The sequence below is a fragment of the Paractinoplanes ovalisporus genome, assembly GCF_016834655.1.
Taxonomy (GTDB): Bacteria; Actinomycetota; Actinomycetes; order Mycobacteriales; family Micromonosporaceae; genus Actinoplanes; species Actinoplanes ovalisporus.
Map to the genome: position 1 here is coordinate 730,292 of NZ_JAENHP010000004.1, position 19,763 is coordinate 750,054.

23 protein-coding genes and 1 pseudogene are annotated in these 19,763 nt (G+C 69.8%); 19 read left to right on the plus strand and 5 right to left on the minus strand.

The genetic code is table 11. The features are described 5' to 3' along the window. Positions 1-38: 38 nt before the first annotated feature. The 4 genes and pseudogenes from JIG36_RS17430 to JIG36_RS17445 form a co-directional block, all read left to right on the plus strand. Positions 39-404, plus strand: a pseudogene (locus tag JIG36_RS17430) (helix-turn-helix domain-containing protein); the annotation flags it as partial. Between the two features lie 14 nt (positions 405-418). Further along, positions 419-865 carry a hypothetical protein gene (locus JIG36_RS17435; protein WP_203377298.1) on the plus strand — a complete coding sequence of 149 codons (447 nt, stop codon included), beginning with the start codon at positions 419-421 and terminating at the stop codon, positions 863-865. A gap of 66 nt (positions 866-931) precedes the next feature. Continuing rightward, positions 932-1,246, plus strand: a complete 315-nt coding sequence (locus tag JIG36_RS17440; protein ID WP_203377299.1) for a DUF2516 family protein — start codon at positions 932-934, stop codon at positions 1,244-1,246. Beyond that, the gene (locus tag JIG36_RS17445; protein ID WP_203377300.1) at positions 1,243-2,127 is read left to right on the plus strand and encodes an alpha/beta fold hydrolase; all 885 of its coding nucleotides are present in this window, start codon (positions 1,243-1,245) and stop codon (positions 2,125-2,127) included. Before JIG36_RS17440 ends, JIG36_RS17445 begins: the two co-directional genes overlap by 4 nt. A gap of 223 nt (positions 2,128-2,350) precedes the next feature. On the opposite strand, the gene JIG36_RS17450 is transcribed toward JIG36_RS17445, so the two are convergent. After that, a complete protein-coding gene (locus JIG36_RS17450; protein ID WP_203377301.1) occupies positions 2,351-3,418 on the minus strand; it encodes a PKD domain-containing protein in 1,068 nt (355 codons plus the stop codon). A gap of 172 nt (positions 3,419-3,590) precedes the next feature. Here JIG36_RS17450 and JIG36_RS17455 point away from each other — a divergent pair, with 172 nt between their 5' ends. From JIG36_RS17455 to JIG36_RS17465, 3 genes are all read left to right on the plus strand, one after another. Then, positions 3,591-4,013 (plus strand): hypothetical protein, encoded by a 423-nt coding sequence (locus tag JIG36_RS17455; protein ID WP_203377302.1) that lies wholly within the window; start codon positions 3,591-3,593, stop codon positions 4,011-4,013. A 349-nt stretch (positions 4,014-4,362) separates the two neighbouring features. After that, positions 4,363-4,788 (plus strand): hypothetical protein, encoded by a 426-nt coding sequence (locus JIG36_RS17460; protein ID WP_203377303.1) that lies wholly within the window; start codon positions 4,363-4,365, stop codon positions 4,786-4,788. Positions 4,789-4,825: 37 nt separating this feature from the next. After that, positions 4,826-5,647, plus strand: coding sequence for an EI24 domain-containing protein (locus JIG36_RS17465; RefSeq protein WP_203377304.1), 822 nt, complete (start codon positions 4,826-4,828; stop codon positions 5,645-5,647). Here JIG36_RS17465 and JIG36_RS17470 read toward each other — a convergent pair. The 3 genes from JIG36_RS17470 to JIG36_RS17480 form a co-directional block, all read right to left on the minus strand. Further along, complete coding sequence (locus JIG36_RS17470; protein ID WP_203377305.1) at positions 5,612-6,637, minus strand: LacI family DNA-binding transcriptional regulator; 1,026 nt, start codon at positions 6,635-6,637, stop codon at positions 5,612-5,614. The genes JIG36_RS17465 and JIG36_RS17470 overlap by 36 nt on opposite strands. Positions 6,638-6,650: 13 nt before the next feature. After that, positions 6,651-8,069 carry a GH1 family beta-glucosidase gene (locus tag JIG36_RS17475; RefSeq protein WP_203377306.1) on the minus strand — a complete coding sequence of 473 codons (1,419 nt, stop codon included), beginning with the start codon at positions 8,067-8,069 and terminating at the stop codon, positions 6,651-6,653. A 96-nt stretch (positions 8,070-8,165) separates the two neighbouring features. Beyond that, entirely contained in the window at positions 8,166-8,924 is a 759-nt protein-coding gene (locus JIG36_RS17480; RefSeq protein ID WP_203377307.1) for a maleylpyruvate isomerase family mycothiol-dependent enzyme, read from the minus strand. Between the two features lie 67 nt (positions 8,925-8,991). Between JIG36_RS17480 and JIG36_RS17485 the strand changes: the two genes are divergently transcribed. Further along, positions 8,992-10,035: a UDP-N-acetylmuramate dehydrogenase gene (locus JIG36_RS17485; RefSeq protein ID WP_438870730.1), complete on the plus strand. Its 1,044-nt coding sequence runs from the start codon at positions 8,992-8,994 to the stop codon at positions 10,033-10,035. Here the strand turns inward: JIG36_RS17485 and JIG36_RS17490 are convergent. Then, positions 10,032-10,553, minus strand: a complete 522-nt coding sequence (locus JIG36_RS17490; protein WP_307872769.1) for a CAP domain-containing protein — start codon at positions 10,551-10,553, stop codon at positions 10,032-10,034. The two genes, JIG36_RS17485 and JIG36_RS17490, sit on opposite strands and share 4 nt — an antisense overlap. Before the next feature lie 357 nt (positions 10,554-10,910). On the opposite strand from JIG36_RS17490, the gene JIG36_RS17495 reads away from it, so the two are divergent. The 11 genes from JIG36_RS17495 (at position 10,911) to JIG36_RS17545 (ending at position 19,753) form a co-directional block, all read left to right on the plus strand. Continuing rightward, a complete protein-coding gene (locus tag JIG36_RS17495; protein WP_203377309.1) occupies positions 10,911-11,609 on the plus strand; it encodes a response regulator transcription factor in 699 nt (232 codons plus the stop codon). An 89-nt stretch (positions 11,610-11,698) separates the two neighbouring features. After that, positions 11,699-14,053, plus strand: coding sequence for a chemotaxis protein CheW (locus JIG36_RS54055; protein WP_203377310.1), 2,355 nt, complete (start codon positions 11,699-11,701; stop codon positions 14,051-14,053). Between the two features lies 1 nt (position 14,054). Continuing rightward, positions 14,055-14,492 carry a chemotaxis protein CheW gene (locus JIG36_RS17505; RefSeq protein WP_203377311.1) on the plus strand — a complete coding sequence of 146 codons (438 nt, stop codon included), beginning with the start codon at positions 14,055-14,057 and terminating at the stop codon, positions 14,490-14,492. Then, positions 14,492-15,364 (plus strand): hypothetical protein, encoded by an 873-nt coding sequence (locus tag JIG36_RS17510; RefSeq protein ID WP_203377312.1) that lies wholly within the window; start codon positions 14,492-14,494, stop codon positions 15,362-15,364. The genes JIG36_RS17505 and JIG36_RS17510 overlap by 1 nt, the downstream gene beginning before the upstream one ends. A 4-nt stretch (positions 15,365-15,368) precedes the next feature. After that, positions 15,369-16,610: a protein-glutamate methylesterase/protein-glutamine glutaminase gene (locus JIG36_RS17515; protein ID WP_236047139.1), complete on the plus strand. Its 1,242-nt coding sequence runs from the start codon at positions 15,369-15,371 to the stop codon at positions 16,608-16,610. Beyond that, entirely contained in the window at positions 16,607-17,452 is an 846-nt protein-coding gene (locus tag JIG36_RS17520) for a CheR family methyltransferase (protein ID WP_203377314.1), read from the plus strand. Before JIG36_RS17515 ends, JIG36_RS17520 begins: the two co-directional genes overlap by 4 nt. After that, the gene (locus JIG36_RS17525) at positions 17,449-17,844 is read left to right on the plus strand and encodes a response regulator (protein ID WP_203377315.1); all 396 of its coding nucleotides are present in this window, start codon (positions 17,449-17,451) and stop codon (positions 17,842-17,844) included. Before JIG36_RS17520 ends, JIG36_RS17525 begins: the two co-directional genes overlap by 4 nt. Further along, positions 17,841-18,329, plus strand: coding sequence for a chemotaxis protein CheX (locus JIG36_RS17530; protein WP_203377316.1), 489 nt, complete (start codon positions 17,841-17,843; stop codon positions 18,327-18,329). Before JIG36_RS17525 ends, JIG36_RS17530 begins: the two co-directional genes overlap by 4 nt. Continuing rightward, a complete protein-coding gene (locus JIG36_RS17535; protein WP_203377317.1) occupies positions 18,326-18,688 on the plus strand; it encodes a response regulator in 363 nt (120 codons plus the stop codon). The genes JIG36_RS17530 and JIG36_RS17535 overlap by 4 nt, the downstream gene beginning before the upstream one ends. A gap of 7 nt (positions 18,689-18,695) precedes the next feature. After that, entirely contained in the window at positions 18,696-19,184 is a 489-nt protein-coding gene (locus JIG36_RS17540) for a hypothetical protein (protein WP_203377318.1), read from the plus strand. 119 nt (positions 19,185-19,303) lie between these two features. Further along, complete coding sequence (locus JIG36_RS17545) at positions 19,304-19,753, plus strand: flagellar hook assembly protein FlgD (RefSeq protein ID WP_203377319.1); 450 nt, start codon at positions 19,304-19,306, stop codon at positions 19,751-19,753. Positions 19,754-19,763: the final 10 nt, after the last annotated feature.

A 19,763-nucleotide genomic window follows, 5' to 3' on the forward strand; every position in this document is an offset into this window, starting at 1 on the left:
GCTTGCAACAGCTAGCACCCGGAGCTACCTTCGGATGCATGGCCACACCCAAGGATCTGCCTGAGGACATCGGCGGTTTCATCCGTGACCTCCGGCAGACCGCCAAGATCTCGCTGCGCCAGCTCGCCGACAAGGCGGGCGTGAGCAACCCGTACCTCAGCCAGATCGAACGTGGCCTGCGCAAGCCCAGTGCCGAAGTGCTGCAGCAGATCGCCAGCGCGCTGCGGGTGTCGACGCCCGCGATGTACCTGCGTGCCGGCCTTCTGGACAGCGAGGGCCAGCAGGGGGTGCTGGCCGCGATCGCGGCGGATCCGGACCTCACGATCGCGCAGAAGCAGTCCCTGTCCCAGATCTACGAGACGTTCCGCAACGAGAACGCTCGCACCCAGACCGCCTCCGAAGCCCATGAGGAGCAGAAATGACCGAGCAGACCAAGACCCGGTTCCCCGCCCCGCTCTACGCCGCCGCCGGCGCCGGTGACCTCGCCGTCGAGCAGCTGCGCAAGCTGCCCGCCGTGCTCAACGAGCTGAGCGAGCGCGCCGCGGCCTCCCTGCGCGTCTACAACGAGCAGGCCAGCACCAAGGCCGCCGAGCTGCGTGACAAGGCGTCCACGACCGACTTCGACGCTCTGCGGGGCAACGCCGCCAGCGTCGCCACCTCGTTCGCCCAGATCGCCCAGGACCGCGCCGTCGCGACGTACACCGCCCTGGTCGCCCGCGGCGAGCGCGTCGTCGGCACCGGCGTGGTCGAGGCCGCCGAGGTCGTGAACGCCGACCTCGAGACCACCGAGGAGCCGGCCGCCATCGAGGCCGCCCAGGAGGCCAAGCCGGCGCCGAAGCCGCGCAAGCGCGCTGCCTCGAAGTGACGACCTGGCAACACATGATCAGCGGGGCCCGGCATCGCCTGGGCCCCGCGGCATAGACTTTCCCTCATGGCCTCCTCCGCGCCGATCTTCTACGCCGCCGTCGTCGGCTACCTCAACCTGCTCATCCTCATTCTTTCGCTGGTCGTCCAGGCGGTCGCGCTGATCCACTGCCTGACCCAGAGGGGCGACGGATTCCAGGCCATCGGCACCCTGCCGAAGGGCGCGTGGGCGGCGATTCTCGCCATCTGCATCGTGCTGACCCTGCTGATCAGCGGCGCGGTCGGCATCTTCAGCCTGATCGGCATCGCCGCGGCCCTGATCTATCTGCTCGACGTCCGTCCCGGCCTGAAGGATCTGTCGGACGGCAAAGGCTTCTGGTGAGGCGGTTCGGCCCGCCACCGCCCGACGGTGGGCCCCGCCTGCACCGCGCCGACCCCACCGGTCCGCGCTCGGGGCGTCCGACCCTGCCCGGGCCCGCGACCGAGATGATCGCAACCCCTTCCGGCGTACGCCTGGAGGAGCTGACCACCGGCGTCGGTGACCCGGTCACGGTGTTCGCGCACGGGCTGGGCGGTGACATCTCCGGCACCCGCCCGCTGGGCAGTGCGGTCCAGGGCCGGCGCGTCTTCTTCCACTTCCGCGGTCACGGCCGTTCCGAGGCCCCGGTCGGGCCGTGGAGCTTCGCCGACCTCGCCGCCGACCTGCGCGGGGTCGCTGACCTGGCCGGCGCGACCCGGGCGCTGGGCGTGAGCATGGGCGCGGGTGCGCTGTGCCGGCTGCTCAGCGACACGCCCGACCGGTTCGAGCGGGTCGTCCTCTATCTTCCGGCGCCGCTCGACGGCACCCGCCCCGCGGCGGCCGAGGCCCGGGTCGAACGGTTGCTGGCCGCGGTCGAGTCGGGCGAGGCGGCGTCGATCGCGGCGGCCGTCGAGGCGGAGCTGCCGCCCTCGGTCCGCAACACGCCGACCGGTTGGAGCTATCTGCGCCAGCGGGTCGAGCAGTTGCAGCGCGACGGCCTGGCCCCCGAGCTGACCACGCTGTGGCACGAGCCCGCTGTTCCCGACGAGTCGCTGATGCGTGCCTTCCGTGGGCGGGCCCTGGTGCTCGGCTGCGTCGGCGACGAGGTGCATCCCGTCGCGTGGGCCGAGCGGGTCGCGTCCCTGCTGCCCGGGGCCGAGCTGCACGTGTACGACCGTCCGGCCGTGCTCTGGACCAACCGCGCCGAGCTGCGCGAACGGATCTCGGCGTTCCTCAACGACTGAGGCCTCCCCGGAGTGATTCCCGGAGAGGCCTCGTACGCGTTGGTCGGTCAGCTTCTGCTTTCCCTCAGGTCAGCTCTCGCTTCTCCGCAGGTCGGCTTTCGCCTCTCCGCGTGTCAGCGTTAGCCTTTCCGCGGGTCTGCTTTCGCCTTTCCGCGGGTCTGCTTTCGCCTTTCCGCGGGTCTGCTTTCGCCTTTCCGCAGGGCAGCTTTCGCTTTCCTCGGGGTCAGCTGGAGAGCCAGACCGGAACGTAGTATTCCTCGCTGCTCCAGTTCGCGACCTTGTCGATCGCCATCGGCCACAGCTCGAGGTGCCAGCCCTTGGAGAGGCCGGCCACCGACCGCGAGGCCCAGGTGCCGGACGAGGTGACCGGAGCCCGGTCTTCGACACCGCTGGGCAGCGCGCTCAGCGGCTGGCCGGTGTAGCGGATCCACGACTTCGTGTCGAAGTTGTAGATGTACATGCCGGCGCCGTCTTTCCACTTGAACGTGAGAAGACTGACGTAGTCGACACCGGCCTGGCTGTCGCTCGCCGTGCCCCGGACCGTGGTCCACGAGCTGGCCTTGTTCGGGCTGGCCGGGAACTTCACCGCGACCCGGGGAGCCGTGCGGTCGTAGTTGACGGTGAGCGTCGACGCGTTGCGCGCGGTCGCCTTGCCCTGCTCGTTCTCCAGCTGCACCTGCGGGTTGAAGGTGCCGTGGCCGAAGTAGTGCGGGACCGTGACCGAGGTTTCCTGCTGGGCCAGCAGAGTGTGCTCGCTGTCGCCCCACGCCACCCACGCCTCGTCGGCGGTCGTCGGCAGGCCGGTCGGGGTGAAGACACCCTCCACGGTGTAGTCGTGCTCGGCGCCGTCGGTGCCCTGATAGGTGTTCGTGTAGATCAGGTTCTTCTGCCAGCCGAGGTTGCCCGGCGCGGCGGTCACGCCGACCGCGGCCGGCGTCAGCGTGCCGGGGCCCTCGACCGTGCCGTCGTTCAGAGTCACGGCGACGGTGTAGGAGCCGGCCGCCGCGTACGTGTGTGTCCAGCTCGTCGTGCCGGCCTCGGCGGTCTGCGCCGCGGTGCCGTCGCCCCAGTTGATGACGCGGCTGATCGCCGCGGCCTCGGTGTCGTCGTCGGTCAGCGCGGTCTGCGTGAGGGTCACCGTCTGACCGGTCCAGATGGCGTTGCTGTCCAGATCGTAGGCGCCGACGGGTGCTTCCCCGGCCGCGAACGCGGGCGCGCCGACGCCGACCACACCAGCGGTGAGGGCCGCGGTGAAGAGGACCGGCAAGGCGCGACGGTGAACGAGTTTCATGTTTCCCCCGTTGGTGTGCCTCCGCCTCCCGACAGAGGGGAGCCAGCGGACAGTACCGGTGACACACCCCATTGATCAAGCCCGTTCTACCAGCTGGGCCGTAACCTTTTTCGGCTCTCGGCACGTTGTCTAGAACGTGCGGCTTTCCCCCAAATCAGTTTTTTTCGGACTAGTGGCAATCGGACTGCCGATCGCCATCTCGATCGGCTGGAACCTGGCCACGCCATCCGAGCGCCCCGCTGCAGTGGGCGCTCCGGGTGGCTCGGGCGCCCTGGGCGCCGCTCCCACCTCGACATCGCGCGAGCCGGTGGCGGTCCGCTACTCCGCCCAGCCCCGCCGCCCGACCCCCACCGTCACGGCCTCCGGGACGCCGTCGCTCCAGCCGATCGCGCCGATCGCGGCGCCTTCGCTCACCACGACTGCTCCTACCGGGTCACCGTCCCCCACCACGCCGTCGGCGACCCCGACCGACGACCCGTTCCCGCCGTTGACCATGCCCCCGGTGCCGACCCCGACCGAGATCTCCCCGACCCCGCCCGAGGAGCCGCCGTCGTCCTCGGCCCCCGGCAGCGAGGCCCCGCCGACGTTCCCGTGACGTGAGGTCCCGCCGACGTTCCCGTGACGTGAGGTCCCGCCCACGTTCCCGTGAGGTTCCCCAGTGGAGCCCACCTCCGACCCGGCGGCGGGAACGGGAAACCGAGGGCCGGCCGGTTGCGGTCGGCCCGCTCGGCACCCGCCCTGTGGACAACGCGGAATCGGGCCGTGCGCTCCTGTGGACAGGAAGCCGGGCGGCGGCCGGCGGGCGATAGGCTGGCTGCGCAGCACCGTCCCAGGGCGGGTGGGGGAGGCGGTGGCTGCTCTCCCACCGACAACGAAATCTTGCGGCTCTTCAATCGAGGGCAGGGTTCGCTTCTCGGCTCGGCGGGCGGCGACGGGAAAGCGGAATGACACTGACGACTCCCTGGACGAAGGCCGGTCGGCCGGTGGAACGGGCCCGCCGGGCCCGGGCCGAGGTCGCCATGCTGCCGTTGCTGCTCTGGACCCTGGTGCACGCGGCTGTCTATTTTGTCCTGCTTGTCGCGGGCAGCATCGTCCTCCAGTTCGTCGACAGCCCGGCTGATCCGTTTCTGACCCGGCTCGTGTTCGGCTTTGCCGGTGCCCTGTGGATCTCGATCCTGCTGCTGCCGTGTGTGATCGTCATGCTGCTCGTGCTGCAACTGCTGCGCGGGCTCGCGTGGCCCTGGTTCCGGCTGGCCGCGCTGATCCTGCTCGCTCCGCCGACGCTTCTGGTCTACGAGTCCGGGAACATGTGGGCCCTGCTCGTGGTGCACGCGCTGCTGGCCCTGATCGTGGTCAAGCCGGCGGTCTAACAACACCGAACTCACCCCGCTGCTCTACTCTGCTGGCGTGAACACCGACCCCGGTAAGCCGCTTGGCGCGGTCAAGCAGTTCTTTCTCGGTGCGGGGCTGCTCGGGCGCGGGCTGGGCCTCGTGCTTCGCAGCCCCAAGCTGCTCGGGCTCGGGCTGCTGCCCGCGCTGATCGCGGGGCTGCTCTACGGGACGGCGCTGTTCTTCCTGCTCGACTATCTGCCTCAGCTGTCCGAGGCGGTCACCTGGTTCGCCGACGACTGGTCGGAGTGGCTGCGCGACCTCGTTCAGGTGCTGGGCGGGCTGGCCCTGCTCGGCGTGACCGTGCTGCTCGGCGTGCTCACCTTCACCGCCGTGACACTGCTGATCGGCGACCCGTTCTACGAGCGGATCTCGGAGCTGGTCGAAGACCGGTTCGGCGGGGTGCCCGACGCGGTCGAGGCCGGGTTCTGGCCGGGGCTGCGGCGCAGCCTGGCCGACTCGCTGCGGCTGATCGGGCTGTCGATCGTCATCGGCATCCCGCTGTTCCTGCTCGGGTTCCTGCCGGTCGTGGGGCAGACGGTCATCCCGGTGATCGGCGGGGCCTTCGGCGGCTGGCTGCTGGCCCTCGAGTTGACCGGCGTGCCGTTCCAGCGGCGCGGGCAGCGGCTGCGCCACCGGCGGGTCGTGCTGGGTGCGTGCCGGCCACTGGCGCTCGGGTTCGGCGTGGCCGTGTTCTGCTGCTTCCTGATTCCGCTGGGCGCGATCCTGATGATGCCGGCCGCGATCGCCGGGGCCACGCTGCTGGCCCGGCAGGCGCTCGGCCACTCCGTGCAGGCGCCGGTCTCAGGCGGAGTCGCGGACCACCAGCTCGGTCGGTAGCACCACGGCGTCGGGCAGGCCGTCCTCGCCGTTGATCAGGCCCAGCAGCTGACGGGCCATCGTGCGGCCCATGTCGGTGATCGGCTGGCGGACCGTGGTCAGCGGGGGATCGCTGTAGCGGCTGATCTCGAAGTCGTCGAAGCCGATCACGGCGACGTCGTGCGGGACCCGGCGGCCGGCGTCCTTGAGGGCGATCAGCGCGCCGTGGGCCATCATGTCGGAGGCCGCGAAGACGGCGTCGACCGCGGGGTCGTCGGCCAGCAGCGTGCGCATCGCGCTGATGCCGGACTCGCGGGTGAAGTCGCCGAACGCCACGTGCTGGGCCAGGCCGGCCTCCTCGAGGGTGGCGCGGTAGCCGGCCAGGCGGTCGATGCCGGCCACCATGTCCTGCGGGCCGGCGATGGTGGCGATCCGGCGACGGCCGGCGGCGACCAGGTGACGTACGCCCGCGGCGACCCCGCCGAAGTGGTCGACGTCCACATAGGGCACCTCGGGGCCGCTGTGATCCAGCGAGCCCAGCGGGCGGCCGCTGCAGATCACCGGGATGCCGAGGCGGGCCAGGTTGCCGGGGAGCGGGTCGTCGCCGTGCATGGAGGCGAACATGACGCCGTCCACGTGACCGGCGACCGCGTACCGCTCGACCCGGTCGTGGCTCTTGGCCGAACCGGCCATCATCAGCACGAGCTGCTTGTCGGCGGCCTCGAGCTCGACGCCGACGCCCCGGATGATGGCCGGGAAGAAGAGGTCGTCCGAGAAGACGCGGTTGGCCGTCTCGGGCAGGATCAGCGCGATCGACTCGGTGCGCTGGGTGACCAGGCTACGGGCGGCCTGGTTAGGGACGTAGCCCAGCTCGTCGACGGCCCGCGTGACCGCCTCGCGGATGGCGGCGGCCACCGAGGTCGAGCCGTTGACGACGCGGGAGACGGTCGCCCGGGACACCCCGGCGCGGCGCGCCACTGCTTCCAGGGTCGGCCGCTCCCGCGTCACCACAAAAGCTCACTCCTTACTCAGTCCCCGGCGCGGCGATGCCGTTGCGCCGGATCACCTCCCGGTACCATTTCGCGCTGTCCTTCAGCGTGCGCTTCTGGGTCGCGTAGTCGACGTGCACGACTCCGAACCGCTTGCGGTACCCCTCGGCCCACTCGAAATTGTCCATGAGCGACCAGACGAAGTAACCACGCAGATCCACTCCGGCCGCCAGGGCATCATGGCAGGCCCGCAGGTGGCCGTCGAGATAGTCGACGCGGCGGGCGTCGTGGACCTCGCCGTCGGCCGACGGGCCCTCGGGGTACGCGGCGCCGTTCTCGGTGATCAGCAGGGGGATGCCCGGGTAGTCGTCGTTGATCCGCTTGAGCAGGCCGGTCAGGGCGGACGGCTCGATCAGCCAGTTCATGTCGGTGACGGGACCGTCGGGCGCCCGCCACGCGATGCCCTCACTGCCGGGCTGGTCGAGCGCGGCCGGGGCGCCGGGCTTCGCCGAGACGTACGCGGGCTGATAGAAGTTGATCCCCAGCACGTCGATCGGGGCCTTGATCGTGGCCAGGTCACCGTCGGCGATGTACGACAGGTCGGTGAACCGGGACATGTGCTCGAGCATGTCGGCCGGGTAGTGCCCCTTGAACAGCGGGTCGAGGAACATCCGGTTGGACAGCCCGTCGACGATCCGTACGGCCTCCATGTCGGCCGGGTTGGTGCCGTCGACCGGCAGCGCGACCGACGGGTTGAGCGTGATGCTGATGCTCTGGGCGCCGGCCGAACGCAGCGCCCGGGCCGCCATGCCGTGACCCAGCAGCAGGTGGTGCACGGCGGCGAAGACGGCCGCCGGGTCCTGCTTGCCGGGCGCGTGCACGCCGCTGCCGTAACCGAGGTAGGCCGAGCACCACGGCTCGTTCAGCGTCGTCCAGGTCTTGACCCGGTCACCGAGGCGGGCGTGGACGATCTGCGCGTACTCGGCGAAGGCCTCCGCGGTGAGGCGGTTGGCCCAGCCGCCGAGGTCTTCGAGGGTCTGCGGCAGGTCCCAGTGATAGAGCGTGACGACCGGGTCGATGCCCTTGCCGAGCAGCTCGTCGGTGAGCCGGTCGTAGAAGTCCAGGCCCTTGACGTTGACCGGGCCGGTGCCGTCGGGCTGGATGCGCGGCCAGGCGATCGAGAACCGGTACGACGCCAGCCCCAGATCCGCCATCAGCGCCACGTCGTCGACGTAGCGGTGGTAGTGGTCGCACGCGACGTCGCCGGTGTGCCCGTTGTAGACGCGTCCCGGCGTACGGCTGAAGGTGTCCCAGATCGACGGGCCGCGACCGTCCTCCCGCGCCGCGCCCTCGATCTGGTACGACGCGGTGGCCGCGCCCCAGATGAAGTCGTCGGGGAAGGTGATCGCGGCTAGGGCCGGCTGCGCCGACGTGGACGTGACGGTGGCCGTCATACGTACCCCTTAGTCGCTCACGAAGTCTGAACTTAACCGGTTAATCATAGGCGCGGAAACAATCCGCGGAAGACCGGTAAGTCGAATGTAAGCGCGCTACCCGGTGTGCAGGGCCGTAATCAGGCGGGGGTCACCGGTGATGACCAGGCGATCCGTGCGCACGCGGCCCATCAGCATCAGCAGCAGATCGCTGGCCGTGCCGGTTGCCTGAGCGCGGGCGTGATGGTCGTCGGTGTCGAGGATGGTCATCGTGTCGAGCAGGGCCACCCCGGCCCCGCGCAACCGCACGAACCACTCGTAGCCGGCGTCGTTCGCGACCAGGTGGACCACGCCGTGCAGGTCGGTCGGGCCCTTGCGGCGACCGGCCGGCAGCCAGGTGTCGAGCACCTCGCTCACCCCGTCGGCGGCCAGCTTGGTCTCGATCGGGACGGGCCGCTCGGCCGCGGACTCGGCGTCCCAGCGGTGCACCGAGATCTCGTGGGCCATGCGGCGCTGCCAGAACGCCGCCTTCTTGGCCTGCGGCGCCCAGTTCCACGCCGGGAAGTCGGCGTCGAGGGCCTCGAGCGTCTCGATCGTGCCGGTGAGCTCGCGGCGCAGGCCGTCGAGAGCGGCCTCCCACCCGGGGCGCTCCGGGATCTGGGGCTGGTCGGGCCGGTCGGTCGTGCCCCGGGCCGCGATCTCCCGCACCCAGTGCAGCTCGGAGGTGAGGTGTTCGACCAGCGAGGCGACGGTCCAGTCGGGACAGCCGGGCACGGCCGCCTCGGGCCCCGCCTGGGCGACGGCATCTTGCAGCGCGGGGCTGTCTGCCCGCAGCGCCGCCAGCCAGAAGTCCTTCGTGGCGTGCAGCCTGTTCATCGCGATTCTCTCCGCTCCACCGGACCGCCGATGAGATGCCCGAACCGTTGAGCCTAGGGTGGTTGGCGTGCCTGACGTTACCGCCGCCCCGCAAACCGACCTGTCGGCGTACACGACGCTACGCCTTGGCGGGCCCGCCGGCATCTTGACGGTCGCCACCGAAACGGACCAAGTGGTGGCTTCCGTGCGCAATGCCACGGCCGAAGGGCGCCCGGTGCTCATTCTGGCCGGCGGCAGCAACGTCGTGATCGGCGACGGCGGCTTCGACGGCATGGTCGTGCTGCTCCGCAACCGGGGTGTGCGCGTCGTCGAGGAACACGCGGACAGCGTTGTCGTCCGGGTCGCCGCGGGGGAGCCGTGGGACGACTTCGTGGCGTACGCGGTGGAGCGGGGCCTGTCCGGGGTCGAGTGCCTCAGCGGTATCCCGGGCTCGGCCGGTGCCACCCCGATCCAGAACGTCGGTGCGTACGGGCAGGAGGTCGGTCACACGATCGTGGCGGTGCACGCGTACGACCGTGAGCACGGCACGATCCGCGTGATGCCCCCGTCCGAGTGCGGTTTCGCCTACCGTGCGAGCGTCTTCAAGCACAACGACCGCTTCGTGGTGCTCGAGGTCGACTTCCGGCTGGCCCGCTCGGCCGAGTCGGCGCCGATCCGCTATGCCGAGCTCGCCCGCAACCTGGGTGTCGAGGCCGGCGACCGGGTGCCGCTGCAGCTGGCCCGCGACACCGTGCTCAAGCTGCGCGCGGGCAAGGGCATGGTCCTCGACTCAGACGACCGCGACACGTGGTCGGTCGGTTCGTTCTTCACCAACCCGGTGGTCGGCGCCGACGAGTGGGCCGCGCTCGGGCTCGACGCCCCGCACTGGCCGGGTGACGACGGCACGGTGAAGATCCCGGCGGCCTGGCTGATCGAGAACGCCGGTTTCCCCAAGGGTTTCGCCGGCGACGGCGTGGCCATCTCGAGCAAGCACACGCTGGCGCTCACCAACCGCGGCGCCGGCACCACCGAGTCGCTGCTGGCGCTGGCCCGCACGGTCCGCGACGGGGTGCGGGAGCGATTCGGCGTCGAGCTGCGTCCCGAGCCCGTGCTGATCAACTGCGCTCTTTAATCCCAGCCGAAGACCTGCGTGTAGTAGGGCACCCCGTTCGCGGCGTAGACGACGCCGGTGCCGATCGACTTGGCGCCGCAGTTGAGCATGTTGGCGCGGTGCCGCGGGCTGGCCATCCAGGCCTCGATCACCTCGGTCGCGGTGCGGTAGCCCCAGGCGATGTTCTCGCCGGAGGGCTGGGCATATCCGGCCAGGTGGGACCGCCGTACGAAGGTGGTGCCGTCGCGCCAGACGTGACTGAAGAGTCCCGTACGGGCCATGTAGACGCTCTGCCGTACGGAGGCGACCGTCAGCTCCTGATCGACCGTGAGCAGACGCCGGCAGCCGTTGGCGTAGCGCTGCTGATTGGTCATGGTCACGACCTGGGACATCAGCGTGCGCGGCGCGACCACCGTGGCCCCGACGCCCGGCGGCAGGGGCGGCACCGGCACCTGGGCCTGCGCGGGGGCGGCCACGGCGAGCCCGATCGCCGGACCGGCGACGAGCAGGACGAGACCTCGCACCACGTTCTTGAGCACGGCTTGGCTCCTCTCCCTGGGCGGAGTCGCCCACCTAGGGATATCGGAGCCGTTTTGCGGCCGTAAGTCCCATCTTTGCCGGAAACCGGAAACGGATGGTCAGAACGTGTCAGTCTGGGGGGATTGGTGATCCTTCCGGGCCACGCCGCTACGAGCGGATAGCCCGCGAATCTGTCACTGTCCGTAAATAGACCGTGACATCACGCTATCGTGGCTTTGCGCGGTTGATTCCGCCGCCGGCAGTCGCCGGTGCAGGACCCACGACACCGACCCCCACCGGGCGCCGAGCGGCGCACCGGACGGGCGGTCGTGTCCGGAACAAGGTGCGAGCGAGGGGTGGGGCAGGGTGAGCACAGGATGAGTCGCCTACTCGTCGTCGAGGACGATCCGGACATCGCACTGGCTCTGCGACTGCTGTTCAGCCGTGCGGGGTACGAGGTGGCACACGCCGGCGACGGCCGTACCGGCCTCAAGGAGGCGTACGCCGAACACCCCGATCTGGTGGTGCTCGATGTGGGCCTGCCCGAGATGGACGGCTGGCAGGTGCTCGAGCGGTTGCGGGACGTCTCCGACGTGCCGGTGCTGGTGCTGACCGCGCACGGCCAGGAGGCCGAGAAGGTGCGCGGGCTGCGCGGCGGCGCCGACGACTATCTCACCAAGCCGTTCGCCAACAACGAACTGCTGGCCCGCGTCGAGGCGCTGCTGCGCCGCTCGTCGACCGGGCAGAACAGCTGGGCCAGTCAGGTCTACGACGACGGTCTCGTGCACCTCGACCCGACCAAGCGCCGGGTCTATGTCAAGGGTGACGAGAAGCGCCTCACGCCGACCGAGTTCCGGCTGCTCAACGCGCTGGTGCGGCACGCCGGGGCGGTGCTCAGCCCGAACCAGCTGCTGACCCAGGCCTGGGACGACCCGACCGGCATCGGCCAGGAGCGCGTCAAGTTCGCCGTGCTCCGCCTGCGCCGCAAGCTCGGCTGGTCCGACCCCGACGATTCACCCATCGAATCCGTGCGCGGATTCGGTTACCGCTACCGCCGTCCCGGCGGCGAGGCCTGATTTCCCCTTCGGTTGTGGTCCCGGTGTCCTCAGGTGACGAAGCCGACAACCGATGAGGGCCTTGGACGCCGAGCAGGAGGTAAACGAGCGTGGAAGACCTTGGTGAGATCGTTGGCGAATTCCTCATGGAAAGCCACGAGAACCTGGACCAGATCGACCGCGACCTGGTGCAACTCGAGCAGGACCCCAGTTCCCGGGACCTGATCTCCCGCATCTTCCGGGCGATCCACACCATCAAGGGAACGAGTGGCTTCCTGGCCTTCAGCCGGCTCGAGAAGCTGGCCCACGCGGGCGAGTCGCTGCTGTCCAAGCTCCGCGACGGGGTCATGCCGGTGACGCCGACGACGATCACCACGCTGCTCGCCACCATCGACGGTGTGCGCTCGATCCTCGCCGCGATCGAGGAGACGCAGGCCGAGGGTGACGTCGACATCGACACCATCATCGCGCAGGTCAACGCTCAGATGAACTCGGGCGAGGCGGCGGCCGCACCGGCCGCCGAGGCCCCCGCGGGCGAGACCGCCGAGGCCGGGACCCCGCAGTCCCTGGACGAGACGCCCGCCCGGCCGGCCCCCGAGCCGGTCGAGAACCAGCGCAAGCCGATCGGCGAGATCCTGGTCGAGACCGGCGCGGCGCAGGCCTCGGACGTCGGCTCCGCGCTCGCCCAGCAGATCGAGGGCGACGAGCGCAAGCTCGGCACGATCCTGCTCGACGAGGGCAAGGCCCAGCCGGCCGCGGTCAGCGAGGCCCTGCAGGCCCAGACGCCCAAGCGCAGCATCGCCGACAGCGCGATCCGGGTTGACGTCGACCTGCTCGACACGCTGATGAACATGGTCGGTGAGCTCGTGCTCGCCCGTAACCAGCTGGTCCGGGGCGTGATGGAGACCGGCGACGCCACCCTCGTCCGCAGCGCCCAGCGGCTCGGCATGATCACCAGTGAGCTGCAAGAGGGCATCATGAAGACCCGCATGCAGCCCATCGAGCACATCTGGTCGAAGCTGCCCCGGGTTGTCCGCGACCTGAGCCAGTCGCTCGGCAAGCAGGTCCAGCTGGTCATGGAGGGCAAGGAGACCGAGCTCGACCGCAGCCTGCTCGAGGCGGTCAAGGACCCGCTGACCCACCTCGTCCGCAACGCGGTCGACCACGGCATCGAGGACCCCGAGACCCGCACCGCGGCCGGCAAGATCGCCGAGGGCAAGCTCACGCTGCGCGCCTATCACGAGGGCGGTCACGTGGCGGTCGAGGTCGCCGACGACGGCGCCGGCCTGAACGTGGAGCGGATCGCGCAGAAGGCGGTCGAGAACGGCCTGCTGCGGGCCGACCAGATCGCGTCCATGGACAAGCGCGACATCATGGCGATGGTCTTCCAGCCGGGCTTCTCCACCGCGGCCAAGGTCACCAACGTGTCCGGCCGCGGCGTGGGCATGGACGTCGTCAAGACCAACATCGAGAACATCGGCGGCGCGGTCAGCGTCGACTCGACTCCCGGCCAGGGCACGGTGTGGCGCCTGACCATCCCGCTGACGCTCGCCATCATCCAGGCGCTCACGGTCGACTGCGGTGAGCAGCGGTACGTCGTCCCGCAGGTCGCGGTGCTGGAACTGGTCTTCATCGACGGGCAGTCCACCAAGATCGAGTACGCGTCGGGTGCGCCCGTCTACCGCCTGCGGGGCAAACTGCTTCCCCTCGTACGGCTGGACCGCGCGCTCGGGCTCGAGGTCGGCGGCGACCAGGGTGTCTACATCATGGTCCTGCAGGCCGACGGCCGGCGCTTCGGCCTGGTCGTCGACCGGGTCCTCAACACCGAAGAGGTCGTGGTCAAGGCCCTCAACTCGAGGTTCAAGGACATCGGCCTGTACGCCGGAGCGACGATCCTGGGCGACGGCAAGGTGGGCCTGATCCTCGACGTCTCGTCGCTGGCCCGCCGCAGTCACCTGGCCCCCGACGCCGAACGGCAGAACCTGGAGGCGTCTGCGCGGGCGGCCAAGGGCGGTGGCACGGGCGAACGGCTGCTCGTCACCGCGGTCGGCGAGCGGCGGGTCGCGATCCCGCTCGACACGGTCACCCGGCTCGAGGAGTTCCCGCGCGAGCGGATCGAGCACGCCGGAAGCCGCGAGGTGGTGCAGTACCGCGGGCAGATCCTGCCCCTGGTGCGGCTGTCGCACCTGCTCGGGGCGTACGGCGAGGAGCCCGAGGGCGACACCGTCTCGGTCGTCGTCTACAGCGAAGGAGCCCGGAGCGTGGCGCTGGTGGTCGACCGGATCGTGGACATCGCCGAGAACTCGACGACGGCCCGGCGCGACGCCGAGGAGGACGGCCTGGTCGGCACGGCGGTCATCCAGCAGCGGGTGACCGAGCTGCTGGACGTGCGCCGCGCGATCCTCGCGGCCGACCCGAACTTCTACACCGACCTGGAAAACGACGAGCTGCTGGTGGAGGCCTGAGATGGCGAGCCGTCAGTTCGCCACCTTCGAGGTGGCCGACCAGCTGTTCGGGGTCGAGGTGCACACGGTGCAGGAGGTGCTCTCGTACAACGAGTACACCCCGGTGCCGCTCGCACCGCCGGCCATCGGCGGGCTCTTCAACCTGCGCGGTCAGGTGATCGCCGCGGTCGACCTGCGGGTCCAGCTCGGCCTGGAGCGCAAGGAGCTCGAGGGCCCGGTGATGAACGTGATCCTGCGGGGTGACGGTGAACCGGTGAGCCTCGTGGTCGACCGGATCGGCGAGGTGGTCGATCTCGACGACGACACCTTCGAGCCGCCGCCGGTCACGCTCAGCGGGCCCACCCGCGACCTCGTCGTGGGGACGTTCAAACTGGACGGCCGGCTGATGCTCGCCCTCGACGTGAACGCGGCCGTCGACACGTACCGCGCCACGACCTGATGTACAGCCTCGTCAGCGCCCCGGTGCTCGGCTTCGACCTGACCCGCCTCACCGGCGGGTCGGCCACGGCCGAGGTCGTGCTGCGCGGATTGCGTCTGCAGGCGGCGGACCTGCCGCTGCTCGCCGAGCGGTTGCCGGACGAGGGCGTACGCGGTCCGCTCTGGGTCGAGGTGGAGAGCGCGGCCCGCCGGATGCCGTCGCTCAAGGGGATGAGCAAGGACGACCCGGCCGGGAGCCTGGCCCTTGTCGAGCGGGCCCCGATCGGCACCGTCGACGCGCTGCTGACCTGCCTGCGCTACGACGTGATGGCCTGGACGTGGACGGGCACCGGCCGGGACGCGCAGCAGTCCGAGACCGCGGCCTCGGCCACCGCGCTGATCTGCGACGCGGCGGTCGCCAGCTATCTCAAAGAGGTGCTCGACGCCGACACCCGCCGCCGGCTGGGCGCGGGCTGGGTCGCGGCCATGCGCAAGCTGCCGGTCGGCGCCCCGATCGACCTCGGACCGCACCACTACACGGTCTCGTCGCTGCTCGACCGGTTGCGCTCGCTGCCGACGAGGGATCTCAACCGGCTCCTCGCCTCGGCCGAGGACGCCCGGCGCAACGCGGGTGGCTGGTCCCCGGCGGTGCATTCGGCGTCCTGGGCGGCGTATCTCTCGGATCGGGTCCGCACGGCCGCCGCGGCACAGATGCTGTTGGTGCAGGCCGTCGACACGGCCGCCATTCCGCTGGCCGACCGGGCCGGCGGGGTGTGGAACATGCTCAGCGGCGCGGTGCAGGCGCTGGTGGTGCGGGACCTGCTGGACACCTCGACCGCCCACCGGCTTCTGGCCCCCGTGGTGGCGGCTCTCGGCCCGGCTTGGTTGGGGTGAGGACATGGGCCCGATGATTTCGGTTCTCGTCGTCGACGACTCGGTGGTCGTACGCCGTCTGATCGTCGACGCCCTCAGTGGCGCCGATCAGATCGAGGTCGTCGGCACGGCGTCCAACGGGCTGCTGGCCCAGGCCAAGATCGATCAGCTCAAGCCCGACGTGATCACCATGGACATCGAGATGCCGCAGATGGACGGCATCACCGCGGTCCGCGAGCTGCGCAAGCGCCACAAGCGGATCCCGGTGATCATGTTCAGCACGCTGTCGGCGGCCGGGGCGGCGAGCACGCTCGAGGCGCTCGCGGCCGGAGCCACCGACTACGTCACCAAGCCCAGCAACGTCGGGTCCGTGAACGAGTCGATCAAGGCCGTCCGCACCGAGCTCGTCCCCAAGATCTACGTGCTCTCCGGCAAGCGCCGGATGTCCGCGCCCCCGATGCCGCCCCCGGCCCGCCCGTCCGCCGGCGCCCCGTCCGCCGCGCCGCCCCGTCCGATCCCGGGCCGCCCCGGCGCCGCCTCGCCCCGGCCGATTCCGGGCCGTCCGGGTGCCACCCCGCCCGGCGCCGCCCCCGCTCGGCCCGGTGCCGCGCCGGCCGGACCCGGCGCCCGGCCCGGCAGCCCCGCCCCGCGACGGACCACCCCCGGCGGCCGCATCGACATCCTCGCGATCGGCTCCTCGACCGGCGGGCCCGATGCGCTCACCAAGGTGCTCCAGCACATCCCGGCCGACATCTCGGTGCCCATCGTCATCACGCAGCACATGCCCCCCGTCTTCACCAAGATGTTCGCCGAGCGGCTCGACCGCAGCACGCCGTTGCGGGTGGTCGAGGCCGGTGACGGGATGGAGCTCAACCCCAGCTGGGCCTACATCGCGCCGGGCGACAAGCATCTGGTCCTCCATCGCCGGGGCACGTCCACGCTGATCCAGCTCAGCAGTGCGCCCCCGGAGAACTCCTGCCGCCCGGCCGTGGACGTCATGTTCCGGTCCGTCGCGGCGCTCTACGGCGCGTCGGCCTACGCCACCGTGCTGACCGGAATGGGACATGACGGACGGGGTGGTGCGAAGGTGCTGAGAGACGCGGGCGCCGAGATCCTGGCTCAGGACGAGGCCAGTTCGGTCGTGTGGGGCATGCCGGGCGCCGTCGTCGGCGCGGGGCTGGCGGACGAGGTCCTGCCGCTCGACCGGATCGCGGCCCACCTGGTCAACCGGGTCAAGTCCGGCCGTTCGGCGGCGGTGGCCCGATGACGCTCTCCCAAGCCGAGTTCAACTTCGTCTCCCAGCTCGTGCGGCGTGAGGCCTCGATCGTGCTCGCCCCCGGCAAGGAGTATCTGGTCGAGGCGCGGCTCATCCCGGTCGCCCGAGCCGTCGGCGCTTCCGGCGTCACCGAGTTCCTGGCCGACCTGCAGCGCCGGCCTGACCCGGCCAAGCAGCGCCGGATCATCGACGCGCTGACCACGAACGAGACGTCGTGGTTCCGGGACCGGGAGCCGTTCACGGCGCTCACCAGCGTCGTCCTGCCCGAACTGATCAAGTCACGGGCGTCCACCCGCAAGATCCGGGTGTGGTCGGCCGCCAGCTCCAGCGGCCAGGAGGCGTACAGCCTGGCCATCACCCTGCAGGAAACGCTGCCGCCGGGGTGGAGTTACGAGATCATGGGGACGGACATCTCGACCGAGATGGTGAAGCGGGCCGAGACCGCGGAGTACAGCCAGGTCGAGGTGAACCGGGGCCTGCCCGCCGCACAGCTGGTGCAGTACTTCGAGCGGGCCGGCGCGCACTGGCGGATCGCCCCGGCGCTGCGCCGCAACGTGTCGTTCCGCCTCATGAACCTCACCGCGCCGCTGCCCGCCATGCAGCCGTTCGACGTCATCTTCCTGCGCAACGTCCTGATCTATTTCGACGTCGCGACCAAACGCACGGTGCTTCAGAACGTGGCCCGGCTGCTCCGCCCGGACGGCCTTCTCTTCCTGGGGGCGGCCGAGACCACGATCGGAATCGACGACAACTACGAGCGGGTGGCCGCCGGCCGCACGTCCGCCTACCGAGTCCGCACCGGGGCGTCCGTAGGCGCCGGGAGAAGGGGATGACGCCGATGCGCGCCATGGTGATCGACGATTCCCGCGCGATGCGCATGATCCTCAAGCGCATCGTCACCAAGCTCAACTTCGAGGCGATCGAGGCGGGCGACGGCAAAGAGGCGCTCGACCTGCTGAACGCGATGACCGAGGTGCCGGAGCTGGCCCTCATCGACTGGAACATGCCGAACATGAACGGGCTCGAGTTCGTCTCGCACGCGCGGTCCGAGCCGCGTCTGCGTGAGATGACGCTGGTGATGGTCACCACCGAGAGCGAACAGAGCCAGATCGTCCGCGCGCTCGCCGCGGGCGCCCACGAATACGTGATCAAGCCCTTCACCGAGGGGGCCATGATCGAGAAGCTGGCCCTTCTGGGCCTCGTCCCGACCGGAGCGAACTCATGAGCATCGAAGTCGAGGTCAACGAGAACGACCTCGCGGAGATGGTGGAGCAGGTGTGGGAGTCGTATCTGGATCCCGAGGGCGTCAGCCCGCTGATCCCGACGAACGACGAGAACCAGCCGTCCGAGGTCCACTCCTCCGTCTCCATCAACGGTTCCTGGACCGGACACGTCGTCTACGCCTCGTCCCGGCAGGCGGCCCGTCGTGCCGCCGGCGCTTTTCTGGCCATGGAGGCGGACGAGGTCAGCGACGAGGACATGTCCGACGTGCTCGGCGAACTCGCCAACATCGTCGGCGGACAGGTCAAGGCGATGTTGCCACCCGGCGCGCTTCTGTCGCTGCCGCAGGTGGTGCTCGCTCCCGAAGCGACGGCGCGCTTTCCCAACACCGTACGGATCAGTGGGGTCTACGGGATGTGGGACGGCGAGCCGGTGTCGATTTCCATGTGGCAGAGCCGCGGTGACAACAACAAGGAGGGCGCGGAATGAAGATTCTCATCGCTGACGACAGCCGGGTTATGCGTCAGATCGTGGTCCGCACCCTGCGGCAGGCGGGCTTCGGCGATCACGAACTGATCGAGGCCGCCAACGGGCGTGAGGCCTTCGACATGGTCAAGTCGGAGAACCCCGATCTGGTGCTTTCCGACTGGAACATGCCGGAAATGAACGGTATCGAATGTCTCCGGCAGCTCCGTGCTTCCGGAAGCGACGTCAAGTTCGGTTTCGTGACGTCCGAGAGCACTCCCGAGATGAAGGAACAGGCGGATGCCGCCGGTGCTCTCTTTTTCATCGTCAAGCCTTTCTCAGCTGAGCGATTCGATGAGGTCTTCGCTCCTATTTTGGGATGATCTAGACATGTCCGACGTATCGGTTCTTCCTGGCACCCTGGCCGTCCGTAATCTCTTCGAGGATCTGCTCGGCCGCGAGGTGACCGTCAGTCCCGGTGAGCCTCTCAGCGCAGATGAGATCCCCACCTCGACGGTCGCGATTTTCACCGACTCCGCGCAGAACATCTACGCCGTGCTCGGGATGGAGCTCGCGCTGGCGGCCAACGCCGGCGCCGCTCTCGGCCTGCTTCCCGCCGGTGCTGCCGAGGACAGCATCGACGACAAGCAGCTCTACCCGAACCTCGCCGAGAACGTCGGCGAGCTGTGCAACGTGCTGACCAGCCTGCTCAACCGCGAGGGTGGTCCGCACATCAAGCTCTACCAGGTCGTCTACCCGGGTGAACCGCTGCCCGGCGACGCCCGGGCCCACCTGATGGCGCTCGGCCGTCGCGTCGACCTGCTCGTCGACGTCAACCGTTACGGCAAGGGGAAGCTCAGCCTCTCCCTCGCGCCCTGACGCACGCCGCACAGAAACGGGTCTGCCCAGGTGGCAGGCCCGTTTCTGTTTGGTTCTAAGCAAAACGCCGGTGCGGCCGAATCGGATTAAGAGCGTGCTGACGGACGGGAGCAACTCTTATGACTTCGCCGACCTCAGGAATCTCCGGTGCTGGGGCCGCCGCGGCGGCCGGTGCCGGTGCGGCCAAGGAGAAAAGCAAGACCCTCGGGGACCGGGACACCTTCATGAAGCTCCTGGTGGCCCAGCTGAAATACCAGGACCCCAGCAAACCGGCCGACTCCACCCAGTTCCTGGCTCAGACCGCCCAGTTCACCCAGGTCGAGAAGCTGGAAGGCATCGCCGACATGCTCAAGGGCCAGCAGCTGATCACTGCCAGCTCCCTGGTCGGCAAGAACGTGGAATACATGGACGGCGACGGCGTCCGGCACACCGGGGCCATCTCAGCCGCCAAGCTCAACGGCGACAGCGAACCGATTCTCCGGATCGGGAACACGGAAGTGCTGCTGTCCAAGGTCACGGAAGTCCAGGAGAACCAGCCGGGCGGGACCGAAGCGACGCCCAAGCCGTAATCCGCATCCG